Below are 17,484 nucleotides of genomic sequence, written 5' to 3'. Positions count from 1 at the left end.
CCTTTAAAAAATCACTAAATTGTGAATTTTATTTACTTCTGTACTGCGTCTTTAAGACCTTTACCAGCTTTGAAGCTTGGTACAGTAGATGCTTTAATTTTGATAGTTTCACCAGTCTTAGGGTTTCTTCCATCTCTAGCACTTCTTTCTTTAACTTGGAAAGTACCAAAGCCAACTAAAGTTACGCTATCATTGTTTTTTAATGCTTTAGTTACAGATGCAATAGTAGCATCTAAAGTTTTTGCAGCAACTTCTTTAGTTACATCAGCTTCTTTAGCTATAGCACTTACTAATTCACTTTTATTCATTTGAGACTCCTTTTTATTAACAAACGACTTGTGTCACTAGAATTTATAACACTAATATTTTGCAGTTTCAACAAAAAAAACTAAAAAACCTTAGATAACACCTCTTTTATATGGTTTACAGGGGTTATTTGCAGATTTTCTGTAATTTCTTTGTCAATGTCTGCTAGGTTTTTAATATTTTGTTTCGGTATTAAAACCTCTTTAATACCACCTCTTAAAGCAGCTAAAAGTTTCTCTTTTAAGCCACCAATTGGTAACACATCACCACGCAAAGTAACCTCACCTGTCATAGCAATATCATTTCTGATAGCTTGACCTGTGTACACAGAAACTAAAGCTGTTGTCATCGCAATACCCGCACTAGGACCATCTTTTGGAGTAGCTCCCTCTGGCACATGAATATGAACATCTTTCTTTTCATAAAAATCATCAACAAGATCATAATCTTTTGAAATAGATCTCACAACACTCAAAGCAGCATCTATTGATTCTTTCATCACATCACCAAGGCTACCAGTATATTTTATCTTACCTTTACCAGGCATTGCTAATGCTTCAATAGTTAATAAATCACCACCAACAGATGTCCAAGCAAGGCCTGTTACCTGACCAATTTTAGCCTGAGTATTCTTAATACCATAATCAAATTGTTGAACACCCAAATAATCAGCTAAATTCTTTTGAGAAATTGAAACTTTTTTAGTATCTGGATCAACCAACAAATTTTTAACAGATTTTCGACAAATCCCGTCTATTTTTTGTTGTAAATTCCTCACACCAGCTTCTCTTGTATAATATCTAACAATATCCAAAGTAGCTTTTGGTGTAATAGCTAATTCTTTAGTAGTTAAACCATTATTTTTTAAAGATTTTGGGATCAGGTACTGCTTAGCAATCGCTTGCTTTTCTAACTCAGTATAACCTGCTAAATGAATGATTTCTAATCTATCACGCAAAGCTGGATCAATATCTAATGAGTTTGCTGTAGCAACAAACATCACTTTAGATAAATCATAATCAATCTCAAGATAATGATCATTAAAAGTATTGTTTTGCTCAGGATCTAAAACCTCTAGCAATGCTGCTGAAGGATCTCCTCTAAAGTCAGCAGAAATTTTATCAATCTCATCTAACAAAAATAATGGATTCTCTGTTTTAGATTTAACTATCTTTTGGATAATCTGACCAGGCATAGAACCTATATATGTACGACGATGTCCACGGATCTCAGATTCATCACGCACGCCACCTAATGCCATGCGCACATACTCACGTCCAGTAGCACGAGCGATAGACTGACCTATAGATGTTTTACCAACACCTGGAGGGCCTACCAAACATAATATAGGCGCTTTTGCATTAGTATCTTTCTTAATTTGTACTGCTAAATGCTCAAGTATTCTATCTTTAACTTTTTTGATACCGTAATGATCTTTTTCTAAGATTTTCTCAGCCAGGCTAATATCTTTCTTTACTTTAGTTTTATTACCCCAAGGCAATGAAAGTACTGTTTCAATATAGTTTCTCGAAACAGCAGACTCAGATGATGATGGTGGCATTGCTTTAAGCTTTTTAAGCTCTTTAAAACATTTCTCTTTTGCTTCATCTGTCATCTTAGACTTTTCTATTCTATTTTTAATTGCCGAAACTTCTGATTCTTCATCCGCCTCACCAAGCTCCTTATAGATAGCTTTTACTTGTTCATTAAGATAATACTCACGTTGGTTTTTATCAACCTGAGCTTTTACTCGATCCTTTATCTTTGCTTCAAGCTCTAAAATCTCAAGCTCTTCTTCAAGATAAGTTAAAAGTAATAAGGCTTTATTCTTAATATCTGTAGCTTCAAGAAGTTTTTGTTTTTTCGAGATATCTGTATTTAAGATAGTTGCTATCTCATAGATAAAATTCTCAGGCTTTTCAGTGTTTACAATCGCACCTAAAGCTTCTTTTGTAATTTTATTGCTTATTTCAGCAAAATACTTCAATGATTCAGATATAGATAACAATATAGCTTTCATCTCTTTATCTAAAGATTTCATATCGTATCTATCATCAACAAATAAACTATCAAGATTTGCGTACATACAGTCTTTTTCATCTGCATACTTTGCTACTAATCTTTTTGCTACGCCTTCAACGATAATTTTTAAGCTACCATCTGGCAGTTTCATTATCTGAACTATCTTAGCTAGAGTAGCAATATCATAGATATTTTCAGGATTATCTCCTGTGCTTGAACCATTTTTTTGAGTAGCTAGCAGTACAAAATTATCATAATTATTTGATGACTCTTTTACTGCTTGAATAGATTTCTTACGGCCTACATTTAACGGAATTGTCATCGTAGGGAAAATAACCACATCTCTCAGCGGTATTACAGGAACAACATTTAATGCTTCTGACATAGATTTATATACTCCTGTGAGTTTGTAATTTTATACTAAATCCTTGAGTTGCTTTTTATCATTATTTTTCATCACTATAGTTAGCTCCTCTTCATCAGAAATAGCTTCACCAGTAACTATAATTTTAGCCACTTCAGCATTTGAAGGTACATGGAACATCAATTCTAAAAGCACATTTTCTAATATACTTCTAAGCCCTCTTGCGCCTGTCTTTTTAGCTATAGCTTTCTTAGCAACTTCAACTAATGCTTCATCAGTGAACTCTATCTCAATATCATCAAACTTAAATAGTTTTATGTATTGCTTTACGATAGCATTTTTAGGCTCTCTAAGGATTTTAACCAAGTCTTCTTCTGTAAGCTCATTTAGTACAGTAAGTATCGGCAAACGACCTATAAGCTCGGGAATAAGCCCGAACCTAGTTAAATCTTCACTTTCTACTCTTTGCATTAGCTTTTGTGTATCAAGATTATCTTTTTGTTGGATTACATCAGCATTAAAACCAATACTAACTTTATCCATGCGGTGTTTTACTTGCTTTTCAATACCAGCAAATGCTCCACCACATATAAATAATATCTCAGAAGTATCAACTTCTATCATCTCTTGATTAGGATGCTTTCTACCACCTTTAGGTGGTACAGAAGACACAGTTCCTTCGATCAGTTTAAGTAATGCTTGTTGCACACCTTCACCAGATACATCACGAGTAATAGAAGCACTTTCTGATTTACGTGCTATTTTGTCAATTTCATCTATATAAATAATACCTTTTTTAGCCTTATCAACATCAAACTCAGCATTTTGAAGCAATCTAACGATAATATTTTCAACATCATCACCAACGTAACCTGCTTCTGTAAGAGTAGTTGCATCAGCTATTGCAAACGGTACATTTAAGTACTTCGCTAGAGTTTGAGCAAATAAAGTCTTACCTGAACCTGTAGGTCCGATAAGAAGCACATTACTCTTTTTAAGCTCTGTATCATCTTTTTTCTCAGCACCTTCTTCTGAAGAGTCTTCAGCGGGAGCTGTTATTCTTTTATAGTGATTATAAACAGCTACAGATAGTACTTTTTTTGCATTATCTTGACCAATAATATAATCATCAAGTTGCTTTTTAATCTCAATAGGTTTTGGTAATTTATCAAAAGATAACTCTTCTGTATTCGCAATACTGCCATCAACATTAGAAGTATGCATTTTTGTAGCACACTTACTAACACATTCATTACAGATATTACCTTCACGACCAGCGATTATATTTTTCACTTCGTTTTGTGATTTGCCACAGAAAGAGCAGTATAGAATTTTAGCCATTTAGCTTATTCCTTTAATTTATTTTATTATTGCGTCACGAGTCTCAATTACATGATCAATCAAGCCATACTCTTTAGCTTCTTCAGCCATCATAAAGTTATCACGATCAGTATGTTTAACTATATTTTCATAATCTTGACCTGTATGGTGAGCAAGTACTTTGTTTAGTCTTTCTTTGATACGCAAAATGTTGTTTGCATGAATCTCTATATCAGAAGCTTGACCTCTAAAACCACCTAATGGTTGATGAATCATGATTTGCGAACTTGGTAGACTGTATCTTTTACCTTTTGCACCACCGGCTAAAAGTAAAGAACCCATACTAGCTGCTAGACCAATACAGATAGTATTTACATCTGGCTTGATAAATTGCATAGTATCATAAACACCCATACCAGCTGTAACCATACCACCTGGAGAATTGATATAGAAAAATATATCTTTCTCAGGATCTTCTGACTCTAAAAATAAAAGCTGTGCAATTACAAGATTTGCAGACTGATCATTTACTTCGCCATTTAAAAAAACAATTCGCTCTTTTAAGAGTCTTGAGTAAATGTCATAAGCTCTTTCACCACCAGCTGACTTTTCGACAACTGTAGGAACTAAATTATTAGTTATCATATTAACCTCTTAATTCTAAAATTAGAATCCGCCCTGTTGTTGAGCTTGCATATTTTCTTTAATAACTTCAAAGAAATCTTCTTCTTTATCAGTAACTTGTGCTTGCTCAAGAACCCAGTCAGTAAGTTTGTTTTCTATAACTACTGCTTTCAAGTTAGCCATTTCTTTTTCATTTTTCTTGATTTCTTGCTTAGTTTTTTCAGCATCTTCATAAGCTTGAACCATCTCATCAAGTAAACTATCCACTTCTTCTTCAGTAGCTTCAAAATTATGAGTTCTCATTACGCTATCAAGAGCTAAACTAGTCTCTACTTTTTGCTTAGCATTCTCTTCAAATAGGTTATCAGGTAATTGATTTACATCAAATCCACCTTTATCTCCACCCATTTGCTTAACTATGTTTTGCTTAGCTGCATCAATTTCTCTTTTAACTAAAGATTTAGGCACTTCAAATTCAGCAATTTCTCTTAGACCTTTAAATACTTGGTCTTTAGTTTTTCTTTGAAGGATGAACTTAAGCTCTCTTTCCATATTCTCTTTGATTTCAGATTCAAAAGTATCTACGCCACCTTTTACACCAAACTTCTTAACGAATTCTTCGTCAATTGCTGGTAATTCAGGAACTAAGATTTTCTTAACTGTAATGTCAAAAGTAGCTTCTTTACCAGCTAATTCTTCATTTTGATATTCAGCAGGGAAAGTAACTGTTATAGTTTTTTGCTCACCTTTGTTCATACCAACGATACCATCTTCAAAACCAGGGATCATTTGACCTGAACCGATAACAACTTCAGAATCATTAGCTGTACCACCATCAAAGACTTCACCGTCTTTTTTACCAACGAAGTCGATTGTTACTTTATCATCAGCTTCAACAGCTCTTTCTACTTCTGTAAAAGTTGCCATTTGCTTTCTTAAATTCTCAATCATTTTTTTAACTTCGTTATCACCAAGTTCTACTTTAGGCTTTTGAACTTCAATTTTGTCAAAACCAGTTACTTCAAACTCAGGGAAAAGCTCGCAGTTTACTACAAACTTAAGTGGCTCACCTTCTTTGTTTTCTTTAAGGTCAACTTCAATACCAGCAACAGCTAATTTTTCATCTTGAATTGCTTTAGAATATTTTTGAGGGATTAAGTCAGAAATTACTTCCATTCTGATTTGCTCACCGTACTTTTTCTTAACCATGCCAGCAGGTACTTTACCAGGTCTGAAACCATCCATTTTGATAGTCTTAGCAGTTTTATTTACTTCTTTTTCTACTACAGAATCAATTTCGTTAGCTGGTACTTCGATAAGTAATGAACAATTGATACCTTCTTTCTTTTCTACAGTTACTTGCATTTTTTAGTTTCCTATTTTTTATTTTAAACAATTCAATAGTAGCAAATTTTAACTATCATCACTTGGATTGTCTATATCTTATTGCATTTATATATGACAAGATACGACATTTATTGTAAACTCTAAATTATTTTAGAAATTCACACTCCAATGGTAACAATAGTTATAAGCGTATGTTTACTGATAACCCCTTTTATAATTGGCTTTTTACATTCAAGCATTATTTATAAAAAACATTCCCCAAACATCTATGCAAATTACTTTATCGCAATAAACATAAGCGTATTTATGCTACTAAATAGTTACGCTTATTTAGTAGATGGAGATTACATGAGTAAATTTCAAGGATGGATTTACACTCCCGCGGTTTTTCAGCTTGGAATTTACCAGCTAGCATTGTTTTTATTCTCTATAATCGCCTTATTTAAAGGCTCTGCGTTTAAAGCTGGTTGTCTGATATTTTTTAGTATTTATACGCTTTTAAATATACTTTCGCTGTTTAGTGGTGATTATAATGAAGTTGCTCTATGGCTAATGGTTGTAGATTTATTGACTGCTATGCTGGCTTATGTTCTTTATAAATGTTTGATCAGAAAAGCAAAATGAGACTATAAATCAAATACTACATTTTTTCTAAAACATCTGTCATAGCAGGTCCAATAGGTCGAGAAACTCCTAATCCATCATAAATTTCAGGCATTAGCTTACAAGCTAACTCAATAGATCCTGTCTCACCTTCGTGAATACTAACACATACATATTAAAGCATTTTTAAAACTAGGAGGATTAGGCAAGATCGCTATATTATCTTCACTGTAATGTTTTATTTTACTTGAGTGTTTACTTCAGAATTTCAAGATAATTCCCTACACTAAACACTTAATTGTTTGATTAGCCAAACTCATAGTATGACGGCCCTTACACTCTAAATCCTATAATAAAAAAACTACAGCTTTCAGGCAGGACTATAACAATCCCAACCCTTCAAAGCCAATATTATCCAAAGCACCATATAATATGACTGCTACAGAGTTTGAAAGGTTTAAACTACGGGTATTTTTGTGCATCGGAATTTTGATTTGAGTTTGATTAAGAAGCTCTAAAACCTCAGCTGGTAAACCTCTAGTTTCAGGGCCAAATAAAAGAATGTCATCAGTTGTAAAGTCTACCTGATGATAGTACTTTTTTGCACTTGTTTCACAAGCCCAAATTTTTTTAGATTTGTTTTTTTCATAAAACTCATCAAAACTTTTATAAATCTTAAGATCTGCAAATTCATGATAGTCCAAACCAGCTCGTCTTAGTTGCTTATCCTCAAGCTTAAAACCAAGTGGCTCAATAAGATGAAGATTAGCACCCACATTAGCACATAAGCGGATAATATTACCTGTATTAGGTGGGATTTCTGGCTCAAATAATGCGATACTTATCATAATTAGCTTTCAAGCCAGTTAGCTACATCTAGTGCCGTGTAGGTAAGTATAACTTTAGCTCCTGCTCTTTTCATCGAAGTTAAGGTCTCTATTGTGATAGCCTTTTCATCAACTAATCCTGCACTTGCTGCTGCTTTTATCATCGCATACTCACCACTTACATGGTATGCTGCAACCGGTAAATCAATGATACGATCAAGCTCATTGATAATATCAAGATAACTCAAAGCAGGCTTAACCATTATAAAGTCAGCACCTTGCTCAACATCTTCTAATGCTTCACGAATTGCTTCTTTTTTATTACGATAATCCATCTGATAAGTTTTACGATCACCTTTTAAAGATGAGTCACAAGCACTTCTAAATGGTCCATAATATGCTGAAGCATATTTTACAGAATACGACATAATCCCAACATTAAAGAACTCTGCACTATCTAAAGCCTCACGCATTGCGATAATCATGCCATCCATCATACCACTTGGTGCTACAATATCTGCCCCAGCTTGTGCATGAGAAACAGCTGTTTTTTGAAGTATCTCTAATGTTTTATCATTATCGACAACTTGGTCTTCATCCAATATCCCACAATGTCCATGTGGAGTAAAGCTACACATACAAACATCTGTAGCTACTACTAATTGCGGAGCTAAAGCTTTAATTTTTCTGATAGCTAGTTGAGTAATACCATTTGAGTCATAGTTCTCTGAAGACACTAAATCTTTAGTCTTTGGCACACCAAATATCATCAAACTTTTGATGCCAGCTTTGACTACTTTTTCAACAATCTCATCAAGCCTATCAATAGACCAATGATATTGATTAGGCATGCTTGATATTTCTTTCTTGATATTTTGACCATGCACAACAAATATCGGGTACATCAAATCATCTGTTCTTAAAGTGATTTCTGCAACCATATCTCGCATAGCTTGGCTAGTTCGTAATCTACGCGGACGTGTAATTGGAAAGCTCATCGGTATTACCTACTTATTTTTACTAGAATTTTTTCTGTATAAAACTAGTATATTACCAATTATTTGTACTAGTTCTGACTTAGTAGCTTTTGTGATTTCATCTGCTATAGCTTTCTTTTCTTCTTTCGGCAAGCGACCTGCTTTTACTTTTATAAGCTCATGAGATGCTAATGCTAAATCTATTTCTAACATTACATTTTCAGTTAAACCTTTATCACCCATTAGTACTACAGGCTTTAAAATATGAGCATCTGCTCTTAATCTTTGTTGTTTTTTAGTATCCATTATTTTTCCTATTTTAAAATTTCTAATATTATATTTTCTAGAACTAACTCTTTATCTACATTTTTATAGTTAGCAAAATAATCCTTAGCTTCTAGTGTCTGCTGATAAATCTTATAAATATCATTAGTTTGTAGTTTAGTAGCTAAATATTTGATTATCGCAAGCTTATCATAGTTTGCTATACATTGTGTTTCAGAGTCAAGATTGTAGTTATATACGTCTATAATTAAACTCGTTAACCAATACAAAGTATCTTTAAAATGCGGACTTGCTTCTTTCAAAAATACATTAACATTCACCTGACCAACAAGCACCTTCATTAGTGACGCCCTAATCTGCCAATATTCTGGCTCGAGTTTAATTTTAGCAATTACATTTATATCATCACGAGACATCTTTAATGACTTAGATATAGAATCTTTAGACATCTCAAAAGTATATTCAAGATAGTTATATTTATCCTCATCATCAAATGAAATATCATAAGTCAAAGATCTACTTTTTACAGTATCTAATATATCGCTAAAGTTTCGTGTAAATGATAAGAAAAAAGTATTTTCGGTAGGCTCTTCTAAAGTTTTAAGTAATGCATTAGTCGCCGAATCATTCAAAAAACTCAACTCTGGAATAATTATAATTTTAGCAAGGTTGTTATGCGCTGTTAGTTCACAATTTTTGATAATTTTCTTTATCTCTGCAACTTTTATCTCATCATTTTCAACTTTTGCAATAGTTACATACGGACTGTCTTCATAGTCTTGTATTTCTTGATCTAAAAGTATTTCACAAAAAGACTTAATAAAACTATCCAAAAGTACAGCATCTTTAACTTTAAATATAAAAGCATGATGAAGCTTATTGCTGTTTTTCTGAGCTTGGAAATTATCGAGAAGTTTTTTATGAGTATTTAGAGATAGCACTGTAATCCTACATTATTTTACGAGCATACAAAAGGTTTGTAAAAGTTTTTCTTATCATAGCTAATTTAGACTTTAAAAAACCTTTATCTTTTTTTATTACAAATTGTACTTGGTATACATCAAGATTATTATTTAAATGCTCAATTATATAATCATCATAAGTTTGAAGTTTATCTACCAAACCAAGATCTAAAGCATCTTTACCAAACCAATACTCACCTGTACCTACTTTTTGCATATCAAGTGACGGTCTATAAGTAAGAATATGCTTTTTGAAAAGCTCGTGAATATTTTCAAGATCTTGCTTAAATTTAGCACGACCTTCATCAGTATTTTCACCCATCGTAGTAAGTGTTCGCTTAAACTCTCCAGATGTATGCATTTCAACATTTACACCATTTTTCTCAAGCAAATCATGGATGTTTGGTACCTGCCCAATCACACCAATAGACCCAACAATAGCAAAAGGTGCTGAGATTATTTTATGACCAACTGCAGACATCATGTAACCACCAGATGCAGCTACTTGATCAATACATATAGTTAGGTTAAGTCCCGCTTGGCGAATTCTTTCAAGCTGAGCCGCAGCAAAACCATAACCATTTACCACACCACCCGGGCTATCTATTCTCACAATTATTTCATCTTCAGATTTCGCAGCAGCTAGCACAGCTGTCACTTCTTGACGCAAGCATTCTACTTGTGAAGCATGAACATCGCCTTTAAAACTTATTACAAATATTTTATTTTTAGGAGATTCTTCTTTAGACTTTTTCTTCTGTTCTTTTGTAAAGCTTTTATATTCTTTTTTATCTAAAATTGTCTCTAAAATCTCATTTTTTGTTTCTTTATAATCATCGCCTAGTTTTTTAATTTCAAGCCTACCATCTGCAAGTTTAGCAACCTCTTGTTTTGCTTTAGCAAGCAATGAAAAAAAACTACCAACGACAAATACTACAGCAACCACAACAAGCAATACACTTAATGCAAAAAACACAAAGCTTACAAAATTTTCGTACCACATAGTTTTACTTTTGAGCCCTTAAAGTTTTAAGAAGTGAATCATTCGCATTACCTTTAATATTTGCCTTTCTAACAGAATCACGAGCAAATACACGTTTTTTATACTCATGAATTGCACCAAAACTTTCATCAATCACAAAACCTTCAGCCTCTAATGAGATGATATATGCAGCAATATAGCAGTCTGCAAGGGTAAATGAAGAACTTATAAAATAATCAGTTTCAGCAAAAGCTTTCTCAAAAGTAAGCAAACTATCCTTTAAATCCTTAAAAATAGTTTTTAATTTAAGCTTATTTGTTCTAACTTCTCTTATCTTATCTAGAACAGGATACCACTCATTATCAATCTTAGATAAAGATTGACGAATTTTTATACGATCATTAACCACACTCGGCAACAATCCTGGAGCTGGAAACCTCTCATCAATATAAACCAACAACGATCTGCGGTTATTTATACTATAACCTTTTTCCTTTAAAACTGGGAATAGACCATTCGGAGAAACTTTTTTTTGCATTTCTGGAGTTAAATCCCCTGCTTCGACAATTTCCATCGCCATCTTTTTTTCTGCAAGAGCAATTCTAGCCCTAAGTGAATAAGGACAATACTTAGCTGTATATAATATTACTTTCATTTATGGTGCCTTTTTGAAAATTAAAACAATTAAACATACTAAACTTTGTTTGATATAATTGTAGATAATAAAAACTAATATTAAATTTTACCATATTTGTGGATAACTACAACATAGACACTGAAGGCTTTTTAGTAGATTTCGATAGTTGGGATCACAATTTTTGCAAAATAACTGCCGATAATGAAAATTTAGAGCTAAATGATAACCATTTTTTAGTCATAGATTTTTTGCGTGAATTTTACGCTGAAAACAAAAAATCTCCTGCTATTCGTGAACTTGTTAAAAATCTAAAAATCAAGCACGGTGAAAAAACTGGTAATAGTCTATATTTACAGATGTTATTTCCTGTTTCACCAGCTGTTCAAGCAGCTAAAATAGCTGGTTTACCAAAACCAAAAAGATGCATTTAAAAACCACCCTTCTTATACTAAAAAGTAAACAAAAGGGAACTCGTAAAAACTTGCACTATCGCACTCGCTAAAATATAATTATGCAAATATGTTCAGCCCGTAACTCCAGTTACAAACTAAGGAATAAAAATGTCAAAAGTACATTGCAAAAAATATGACAAAGAACTAGATGCTCTTACCTTTCAACCATTACCTGGTGAGCTAGGTAAAAAAATCCAAGCTGAAATTTCTCAACAGGCATGGCAAGCATGGTTAGCTCATCAAACTATTCTTATAAATGAGTATCGTTTAAACCTTATTGACCCAAAATCAAAAGAGTTTCTTAAGGAAGAGATGCACAAATTTTTATTTGAAGGCAAAGAGGAAAAGCCTGAACAATTTACTAAACTATAATTTTTTATCTAACTTATAAAACAATCTAAGATGAATTCAGCACTCACCTATATTAAGGCTAAGACTCTATAGTTACTAATTTTAGCCTATATGGTTCTTCAAAATCAATTCTTAACCTTTTTATAAAAATACCTAGGATTTATCGTATCTGCTAAAAGCTTATTTTCAAAGTCTATTCTGAGCAATATTCCGATCGTATAACACATTATAAGTAAGCTACTACCACCATAACTTATAAACGGTAGAGTAAGCCCTTTTGTCGGTAATAACCCCGTATTTACCCCAATATTAACAAACACCTGAAAGCCCATCCAAAAGCCTATACCGTAGGCTAGAAATGCTTGATAATGCCTTTTTAATTCAAATGCCAACTTTGCTATATTTAAAGCCTTAAATACAATAAACAAATATACACATAAAAGAACCATTAAACCAACCACACCAATCTCTTCTGCTATTACAGATGTAATAAAATCGGTATGTGCTTCTGGTAAGAAGAATTGCTTTTGAACACCGTTACCTAGACCATCTCCAAACCAACCACCTCGACCGAAGCCAATCAAAGCTTGTACAAGCTGATAACCAGAGCCATTAGCATTTTCCCAAGGATGTAAAAAACCTGTGATTCTATGCATTCTGTATGGTGAGATCACAACTAGAGTTGCAGCCATTAGTATCATAGCAACAAGAAGTAAACCATACCATTGAACTTTGTTACCACCAACAAAAAGCATGCCCAAAACACATATTGATATAACAACTGTAGAACCAAAATCTGGTTGCATCAGCAAAAGTATAGCTATACAACCAAGAAGTGAAATAGGTGTAAGAATTCCTTCCTTGAAGTTTTTCATGTGATCTAAAGTATTAGCAATATATCCAGAGAAAAATATTATTGCCAAAAGTTTTGCTAATTCAGCAACTTGAATATTAATTATAACCAATGGTATCCAACGCCTTGCTCCATTAACACTTTTACCTACTCCTGGAACTAATACCGCCACAAGCACTAATAGCATAATAAAAAAGAATGCATTGTAATTTTTTTCGTAATTTTTAGTTGGCACTAACAATGCTAGTAAAAACAAAAATATAGAAATTATTGCGAAGAAACCTTGCCTAATAGAATAAAAATAAGGATTATTATAGTCATCTAGGGCCACAACCATTGAAGCTGATGTAACCATAATCCAACCAAATGCCAACATTCCTAACATTATAAAGACTAACGATATATCAATCTCTAGTTTTGCCCTTACTCTTTCTTTTTTTGCATTTTGTCGGCTAAGTAAAACCTTTAACCTATATAGCACTTTTTTTAAGCCCTTTCCAAAGTTTTTTCTTTGGTGGTAAAAGCTGTTTAACTAGCTTTTCAAAAGCTTCTCCACGCTCTTCATAATTTTTAAACTCATCAAAACTAGCACAAGCAGGCGATAACAATATAACATCATTATCATCAGCATTTTTTGATGCGCTAGCAAAAGCTTCTTTCATATTTTTATTAAGCTCGTGATCACAAAAATCTCCAATTTGATTCTCTATATAATCTCTATCTTGCCCATATATATGTAAGTACTTAACATACTTTTTAAGAATATCTTCCATAAGAGTAAAATCACCACCCTTTGCAACACCTCCTAATAAAAGCACTATATTTCTAGTATCTGTAATGCTATAAAGTGCGGCGATAGTAGCTCCTACATTAGTACCTTTTGAGTCATTTATATATAACACTCGATCAACTGTTTCTACAACCCTACATCTATGCTCTAAACCTTTAAATGTTTTTATAGCAAAAACTGCCTGGAAAGTATCAATATTTAGCTTATCTAATATGTTTAAAACTACTACAATATTTTCAAGATTATGGTTACCAAATAGATGGACTTCCTCCATACTTAATATTTTAGTAGTGTTCTTATATATGTTTCCTCTACGAATAGCATAACATCCTTCATATTTAACACCCTTAGTCCCGACATCATAAGCAATAAACTCTTCACAAAAATTCTCAAGATTAAGCTTAGACTGTTTATATTCTTCAAAACTATCATATCTATCAAGATGATCTGGTGACACATTTATCACACAACCAATATCAAACTTAGCTTTTCTTAATAAGTCTATCTGAAAACTAGAAAGCTCTATTACATAGTAATCAAATTCATCATCAATAATTGATAACACAGGTGTTCCGATATTACCTATAAGGACGCTTTTATAGCCAAGATAATTAAGTACATAATTAAGCATAGTAACCGTTGTACTCTTACCATTTGAGCCTGTAACTACTATAGTTTTAGAAAGAGTATCTTTTATTTGATCATAAAAGATATCCATATCGCTTATTATATTTTCATGAATTCTCAAAGGAGCATAAATATCTTTGTTCAGAGGAATACCTGGACTTACAGCAATTAAATCATAATCATCCAATTTAAAACTTTCAAAATCATCTGCAGATTTTGAAATGTCTACTTGCGTACCACTAAAAGCTTTTAAAAACTCATGAATAGATTTACCAGTTGAACCATAGCCAACTATTAACACTTTAGATATTTGCACACCATCTAAATAAAACTTTTCTGACATTACCTTACCTTAATAGCAATCATACCAATTAAAAACAATACAACGGAGATTATCCAAAAACGTGTCACAACTTTAGTTTCAGGCCAACCCTTTAACTCAAAGTGATGATGTATAGGAGCCATTTTAAATATTCTTTTTCCATTTCTCAACTTATACGAGCCTACTTGTAATATTACAGATAAAGCTTCTACCACAAATAACAATCCCATTATAAAAAACACCAGCTCTTGACGTATCATAACAGAAATAACTCCAAGCACTGCACCTAAAGTTAATGACCCCACATCACCCATAAAAACTTCAGCAGGATGAGAATTAAACCATAAAAATGCTAACCCAGAACCACAAATAGCTGCACAAAAAACAGCAACCTCAGCCAAGCCAGGATTTCCAAGATAATCAAAAAGCAAATGTGTCGCTATGGTATTGTTTGTCTCTATATAGGCATATATACCCAAACCCGCAGCAACCAAAACAACAGGGACTATAGCTAAACCATCTAAGCCATCTGTAAGGTTTACGGCATTACTACTACCATTAATTATGAAAAATGTTAGCACCATAAATGATACTACGCCCATATATATGTATAAATCCTTTGAAAATGGAATTGCAAGCTTCATTTGACCATCTTTAGCTAGCAATGCAAATAAAATTACTGCCAAGATAATTGAGAAAATACTCTGCAAAGCAAATTTATGTCTAGAGCGAAGACCTTTAGGGTGTTTAAGTACAAGCTTCAGATAATCATCTAAAAAACCAATTGCACCAAAAAACACCACAACTAAGATCAAAATCCATAAATATATACTAGTTAAATCACCCCAAAGCAACGAAGAAATCACAATAGAAAGCAGCATCAAAACTCCACCCATCGTAGGCGTATTCTTCTTAGAAAAATGACTCTCTGGACCATCATCTCTTACAACTTGTCCAATCTGCATTCTTTGTAACCAACGAATCATTGGAGCACCTAAAAACAATGTAATTAGTAATGATGTAATTGCTATCATCATTATTCTTAAAGAAATAAATTGATAAAAAAATTCAAAACCAGAAAAATAGTGGCTCAACCAACCAAACAAGTAAATTAGCATAATCTAAAACTCAAAATAAATTAGTCACATTATAATATATTCAACACTGTTTTTATAGTAAAGAATCTATCCGCAGCATTCATCATAAAATAGGTCCAAAATCTTTATATTTAATAGCGAACTCATTATCTTCAAACTGCTTATAATTCTTAATAAAAGCTTTTGCCAAAGACTTATACTGCTTCTTATACTCAGCATAATCTTCCCAAATATTTTTATAATAATAATTATACTGGTCATCCACGACAGAAACTAAAGATTTAAAATTAAAATACTTTTGTCTCTCAAACTTAAAACTAACTCCTTCAGGTTTATTAAGCAGATAGTTTACAACTATTTTTGTTTCATCGACAGGAACCCTTCGCCCCGTCTTATAATCACCTTCAATCCAACCAACATTTATCATATAAATCTTCGCATTACTGTGCTTCAACCTGTTACGCAAAATGTTTGCATACCTTGTTGGATTTAATAGAAGAAAAGGCTGCCCATAACAACTTGAAAACTCAGTTTTAGGTTCTCTAACGCCATCTTCAACACCTGTAGATGTTGATGTATATCCTGACAATAAATAATAAATAGCTTGACCCTTACTTAGCTTTGAAACTCTAGGTAAAACTCCTTGTGCGTCTTTAACCAGGAAAATTATCGTATCTGGCTCATTAGTTGCTGTTACCGTATTACTGAAATTTCCCCTAGGAAAAGTCAGATAAGTATTACTATGGCTTTTATCTTTAGAGCCAAAGATTACACTACCATCTTCATCAAAATTAGGATTTTCAACTAAAATATCCTCATTTAAAATATCTCTAATTCGTGAATCATCACTTTTAAAACTACCAGCTTTTAGAGTTAAACCCGACTCAAGACTAAATAGACCTCGAGATTCAGTCCAGGATACAGCTTCATTAGTAACCAGACTCTTCTCATTATCAAGAGCTAGAGTCGCCTTTCCACTGCCCGATAATCCAAAAAACATAGTACTTTTTGCTTGCTCATCAACACTTACAGCACAATAAAAAACCCCTATATCATTTAAGGACAAATAGTAGCTCATTATCGATAATAGTACTTTATTTATCTCTCGCAAATATAACGTTCCAACAAATAAACTTTCTCTTTGCTTTAAGTTTGTTGCAATAATTTTTGATGAATTAATACCCAGTTCTTTATAATTTTCTAAGACCGTCTCTGGAGAATGCATCATTACCCATTGAGGTTCAAAGCCCTCAAGCTCTTTTACTGTTGGAGATATAGTAGTTAATTTAAAAAAGTACGCAGCTGATGCTTGTGTTGTAATAAGTCTAACTGCTAGCCGATGTTTATCATCATGATTGTAAAAACCATCAACAACAAAAAGGTTTTTTTGTGAAACATCCTTACATAATTGTTGCTTAATTAACTTCCAATTACTTCTAGCAAGGCGTTTATTATCCGAACCATTCTCATGCCACCAAACATTCTTTTTTGCATACTTAGTTTCAACAACAAACTTATCTTCAGGAAGTCTGCCCTTGACACTACCACTATCAACTAATAAGGCTTTATTTTTCCTTGCAAGAAATCCAGCTTGCTCTTGAGCATGTAGTGCAAGCTCATTTAAAGTCTGATTTGTATATACATTTTGATTTGTATAAAGAAATTTATTATCATCAATAGTGGCTGGATCCATTAGAGTATATCTTCCCGATAACTATAGAGTTGGTTACTTGATC

At 32.8% G+C, this 17,484-nt stretch carries 18 protein-coding genes; 3 read left to right on the top strand and 15 right to left on the bottom strand.

What is annotated here, in order from left to right; translation table 11 throughout:
• Positions 1-32: 32 nt before the first annotated feature.
• From FLM55_RS08170 to tig, 5 genes are all read right to left on the bottom strand, one after another.
• The gene (locus FLM55_RS08170; RefSeq protein ID WP_112870417.1) at positions 33-308 is read right to left on the bottom strand and encodes an HU family DNA-binding protein; all 276 of its coding nucleotides are present in this window, start codon (positions 306-308) and stop codon (positions 33-35) included.
• A gap of 80 nt (positions 309-388) precedes the next feature.
• Positions 389-2,713, bottom strand: coding sequence for an endopeptidase La (gene lon, locus FLM55_RS08165; protein ID WP_178948813.1), 2,325 nt, complete (start codon positions 2,711-2,713; stop codon positions 389-391).
• A gap of 30 nt (positions 2,714-2,743) precedes the next feature.
• On the bottom strand, positions 2,744-4,033 hold the full coding sequence (clpX, locus tag FLM55_RS08160; RefSeq protein ID WP_178948812.1) for an ATP-dependent Clp protease ATP-binding subunit ClpX: 1,290 nt from the start codon (positions 4,031-4,033) through the stop codon (positions 2,744-2,746).
• A gap of 18 nt (positions 4,034-4,051) precedes the next feature.
• Positions 4,052-4,657 carry an ATP-dependent Clp endopeptidase proteolytic subunit ClpP gene (clpP, locus tag FLM55_RS08155; RefSeq protein WP_178948811.1) on the bottom strand — a complete coding sequence of 202 codons (606 nt, stop codon included), beginning with the start codon at positions 4,655-4,657 and terminating at the stop codon, positions 4,052-4,054.
• Between the two features lie 21 nt (positions 4,658-4,678).
• On the bottom strand, positions 4,679-6,001 hold the full coding sequence (tig, locus tag FLM55_RS08150; protein WP_178948810.1) for a trigger factor: 1,323 nt from the start codon (positions 5,999-6,001) through the stop codon (positions 4,679-4,681).
• A 150-nt stretch (positions 6,002-6,151) separates the two neighbouring features.
• On the opposite strand from tig, the gene FLM55_RS09550 reads away from it, so the two are divergent.
• Entirely contained in the window at positions 6,152-6,607 is a 456-nt protein-coding gene (locus FLM55_RS09550) for a DUF6790 family protein (RefSeq protein ID WP_178948809.1), read from the top strand.
• Between the two features lie 359 nt (positions 6,608-6,966).
• On the opposite strand, the gene FLM55_RS08140 is transcribed toward FLM55_RS09550, so the two are convergent.
• The 6 genes from FLM55_RS08140 to FLM55_RS08115 are packed head-to-tail and all read right to left on the bottom strand — an operon-like array spanning position 6,967 to position 11,274.
• Entirely contained in the window at positions 6,967-7,434 is a 468-nt protein-coding gene (locus tag FLM55_RS08140) for a tRNA (cytidine(34)-2'-O)-methyltransferase (protein ID WP_178948808.1), read from the bottom strand.
• Between the two features lie 2 nt (positions 7,435-7,436).
• Positions 7,437-8,411, bottom strand: a complete 975-nt coding sequence (gene hemB, locus FLM55_RS08135) for a porphobilinogen synthase (RefSeq protein WP_178948807.1) — start codon at positions 8,409-8,411, stop codon at positions 7,437-7,439.
• Positions 8,412-8,420: 9 nt separating this feature from the next.
• Positions 8,421-8,696, bottom strand: coding sequence for a ribosome assembly RNA-binding protein YhbY (gene yhbY, locus FLM55_RS08130; protein ID WP_178948806.1), 276 nt, complete (start codon positions 8,694-8,696; stop codon positions 8,421-8,423).
• 8 nt (positions 8,697-8,704) lie between these two features.
• A complete protein-coding gene (locus FLM55_RS08125) occupies positions 8,705-9,616 on the bottom strand; it encodes a DNA polymerase III subunit delta' C-terminal domain-containing protein (protein WP_178948805.1) in 912 nt (303 codons plus the stop codon).
• 7 nt (positions 9,617-9,623) lie between these two features.
• Positions 9,624-10,640 carry a protease SohB gene (gene sohB / locus FLM55_RS08120; RefSeq protein WP_178948804.1) on the bottom strand — a complete coding sequence of 339 codons (1,017 nt, stop codon included), beginning with the start codon at positions 10,638-10,640 and terminating at the stop codon, positions 9,624-9,626.
• Between the two features lie 4 nt (positions 10,641-10,644).
• A complete protein-coding gene (locus FLM55_RS08115) occupies positions 10,645-11,274 on the bottom strand; it encodes a glutathione S-transferase family protein (RefSeq protein WP_178948803.1) in 630 nt (209 codons plus the stop codon).
• A gap of 98 nt (positions 11,275-11,372) precedes the next feature.
• Between FLM55_RS08115 and FLM55_RS08110 the strand changes: the two genes are divergently transcribed.
• Both FLM55_RS08110 and FLM55_RS08105 read left to right on the top strand, forming a co-directional pair.
• Positions 11,373-11,687, top strand: coding sequence for a TusE/DsrC/DsvC family sulfur relay protein (locus tag FLM55_RS08110; RefSeq protein ID WP_178948802.1), 315 nt, complete (start codon positions 11,373-11,375; stop codon positions 11,685-11,687).
• A 129-nt stretch (positions 11,688-11,816) separates the two neighbouring features.
• Positions 11,817-12,080, top strand: a complete 264-nt coding sequence (locus FLM55_RS08105) for an oxidative damage protection protein (RefSeq protein ID WP_178948801.1) — start codon at positions 11,817-11,819, stop codon at positions 12,078-12,080.
• A gap of 104 nt (positions 12,081-12,184) precedes the next feature.
• Here the strand turns inward: FLM55_RS08105 and ftsW are convergent, their stop codons facing one another.
• From ftsW to FLM55_RS08085, 4 genes are all read right to left on the bottom strand, one after another.
• A complete protein-coding gene (gene ftsW, locus FLM55_RS08100; protein ID WP_178948800.1) occupies positions 12,185-13,393 on the bottom strand; it encodes a putative lipid II flippase FtsW in 1,209 nt (402 codons plus the stop codon).
• Positions 13,383-14,672: a UDP-N-acetylmuramoyl-L-alanine--D-glutamate ligase gene (murD, locus tag FLM55_RS08095; RefSeq protein ID WP_178948799.1), complete on the bottom strand. Its 1,290-nt coding sequence runs from the start codon at positions 14,670-14,672 to the stop codon at positions 13,383-13,385. The genes ftsW and murD overlap by 11 nt, the downstream gene beginning before the upstream one ends.
• Complete coding sequence (gene mraY, locus FLM55_RS08090; RefSeq protein WP_112870434.1) at positions 14,672-15,769, bottom strand: phospho-N-acetylmuramoyl-pentapeptide-transferase; 1,098 nt, start codon at positions 15,767-15,769, stop codon at positions 14,672-14,674. The genes murD and mraY overlap by 1 nt, the downstream gene beginning before the upstream one ends.
• Positions 15,770-15,851: 82 nt before the next feature.
• Positions 15,852-17,441, bottom strand: coding sequence for a phosphoenolpyruvate carboxykinase (ATP) (locus tag FLM55_RS08085; protein ID WP_178948798.1), 1,590 nt, complete (start codon positions 17,439-17,441; stop codon positions 15,852-15,854).
• Positions 17,442-17,484: the final 43 nt, after the last annotated feature.

It is taken from the genome of Francisella sp. Scap27 (genome assembly GCF_013394105.1).
GTDB classification, from domain to species: Bacteria; Pseudomonadota; Gammaproteobacteria; order Francisellales; family Francisellaceae; genus Francisella; species Francisella adeliensis.
This window is presented reverse-complemented; position numbering and strand designations above follow the sequence as displayed.

Excerpts from the sequence above, each read along its gene's own strand:
- FLM55_RS08115 (WP_178948803.1), bottom strand. The coding sequence starts at position 11,274 with ATGAAAGTAATATTATATACAGCTAAGTATTGTCCTTATTCACTTAGG.
- lon (WP_178948813.1), bottom strand. The coding sequence starts at position 2,713 with ATGTCAGAAGCATTAAATGTTGTTCCTGTAATACCGCTGAGAGATGTG.
- FLM55_RS08105 (WP_178948801.1), top strand. The coding sequence starts at position 11,817 with ATGTCAAAAGTACATTGCAAAAAATATGACAAAGAACTAGATGCTCTT.
- clpP (WP_178948811.1), bottom strand. The coding sequence starts at position 4,657 with ATGATAACTAATAATTTAGTTCCTACAGTTGTCGAAAAGTCAGCTGGT.
- FLM55_RS08140 (WP_178948808.1), bottom strand. The coding sequence starts at position 7,434 with ATGATAAGTATCGCATTATTTGAGCCAGAAATCCCACCTAATACAGGT.
- sohB (WP_178948804.1), bottom strand. The coding sequence starts at position 10,640 with ATGTGGTACGAAAATTTTGTAAGCTTTGTGTTTTTTGCATTAAGTGTA.
- yhbY (WP_178948806.1), bottom strand. The coding sequence starts at position 8,696 with ATGGATACTAAAAAACAACAAAGATTAAGAGCAGATGCTCATATTTTA.
- tig (WP_178948810.1), bottom strand. The coding sequence starts at position 6,001 with ATGCAAGTAACTGTAGAAAAGAAAGAAGGTATCAATTGTTCATTACTT.
- FLM55_RS09550 (WP_178948809.1), top strand. The coding sequence starts at position 6,152 with ATGGTAACAATAGTTATAAGCGTATGTTTACTGATAACCCCTTTTATA.
- FLM55_RS08170 (WP_112870417.1), bottom strand. The coding sequence starts at position 308 with ATGAATAAAAGTGAATTAGTAAGTGCTATAGCTAAAGAAGCTGATGTA.
- hemB (WP_178948807.1), bottom strand. The coding sequence starts at position 8,411 with ATGAGCTTTCCAATTACACGTCCGCGTAGATTACGAACTAGCCAAGCT.
- clpX (WP_178948812.1), bottom strand. The coding sequence starts at position 4,033 with ATGGCTAAAATTCTATACTGCTCTTTCTGTGGCAAATCACAAAACGAA.
- murD (WP_178948799.1), bottom strand. The coding sequence starts at position 14,672 with ATGTCAGAAAAGTTTTATTTAGATGGTGTGCAAATATCTAAAGTGTTA.
- mraY (WP_112870434.1), bottom strand. The coding sequence starts at position 15,769 with ATGCTAATTTACTTGTTTGGTTGGTTGAGCCACTATTTTTCTGGTTTT.
- FLM55_RS08085 (WP_178948798.1), bottom strand. The coding sequence starts at position 17,441 with ATGGATCCAGCCACTATTGATGATAATAAATTTCTTTATACAAATCAA.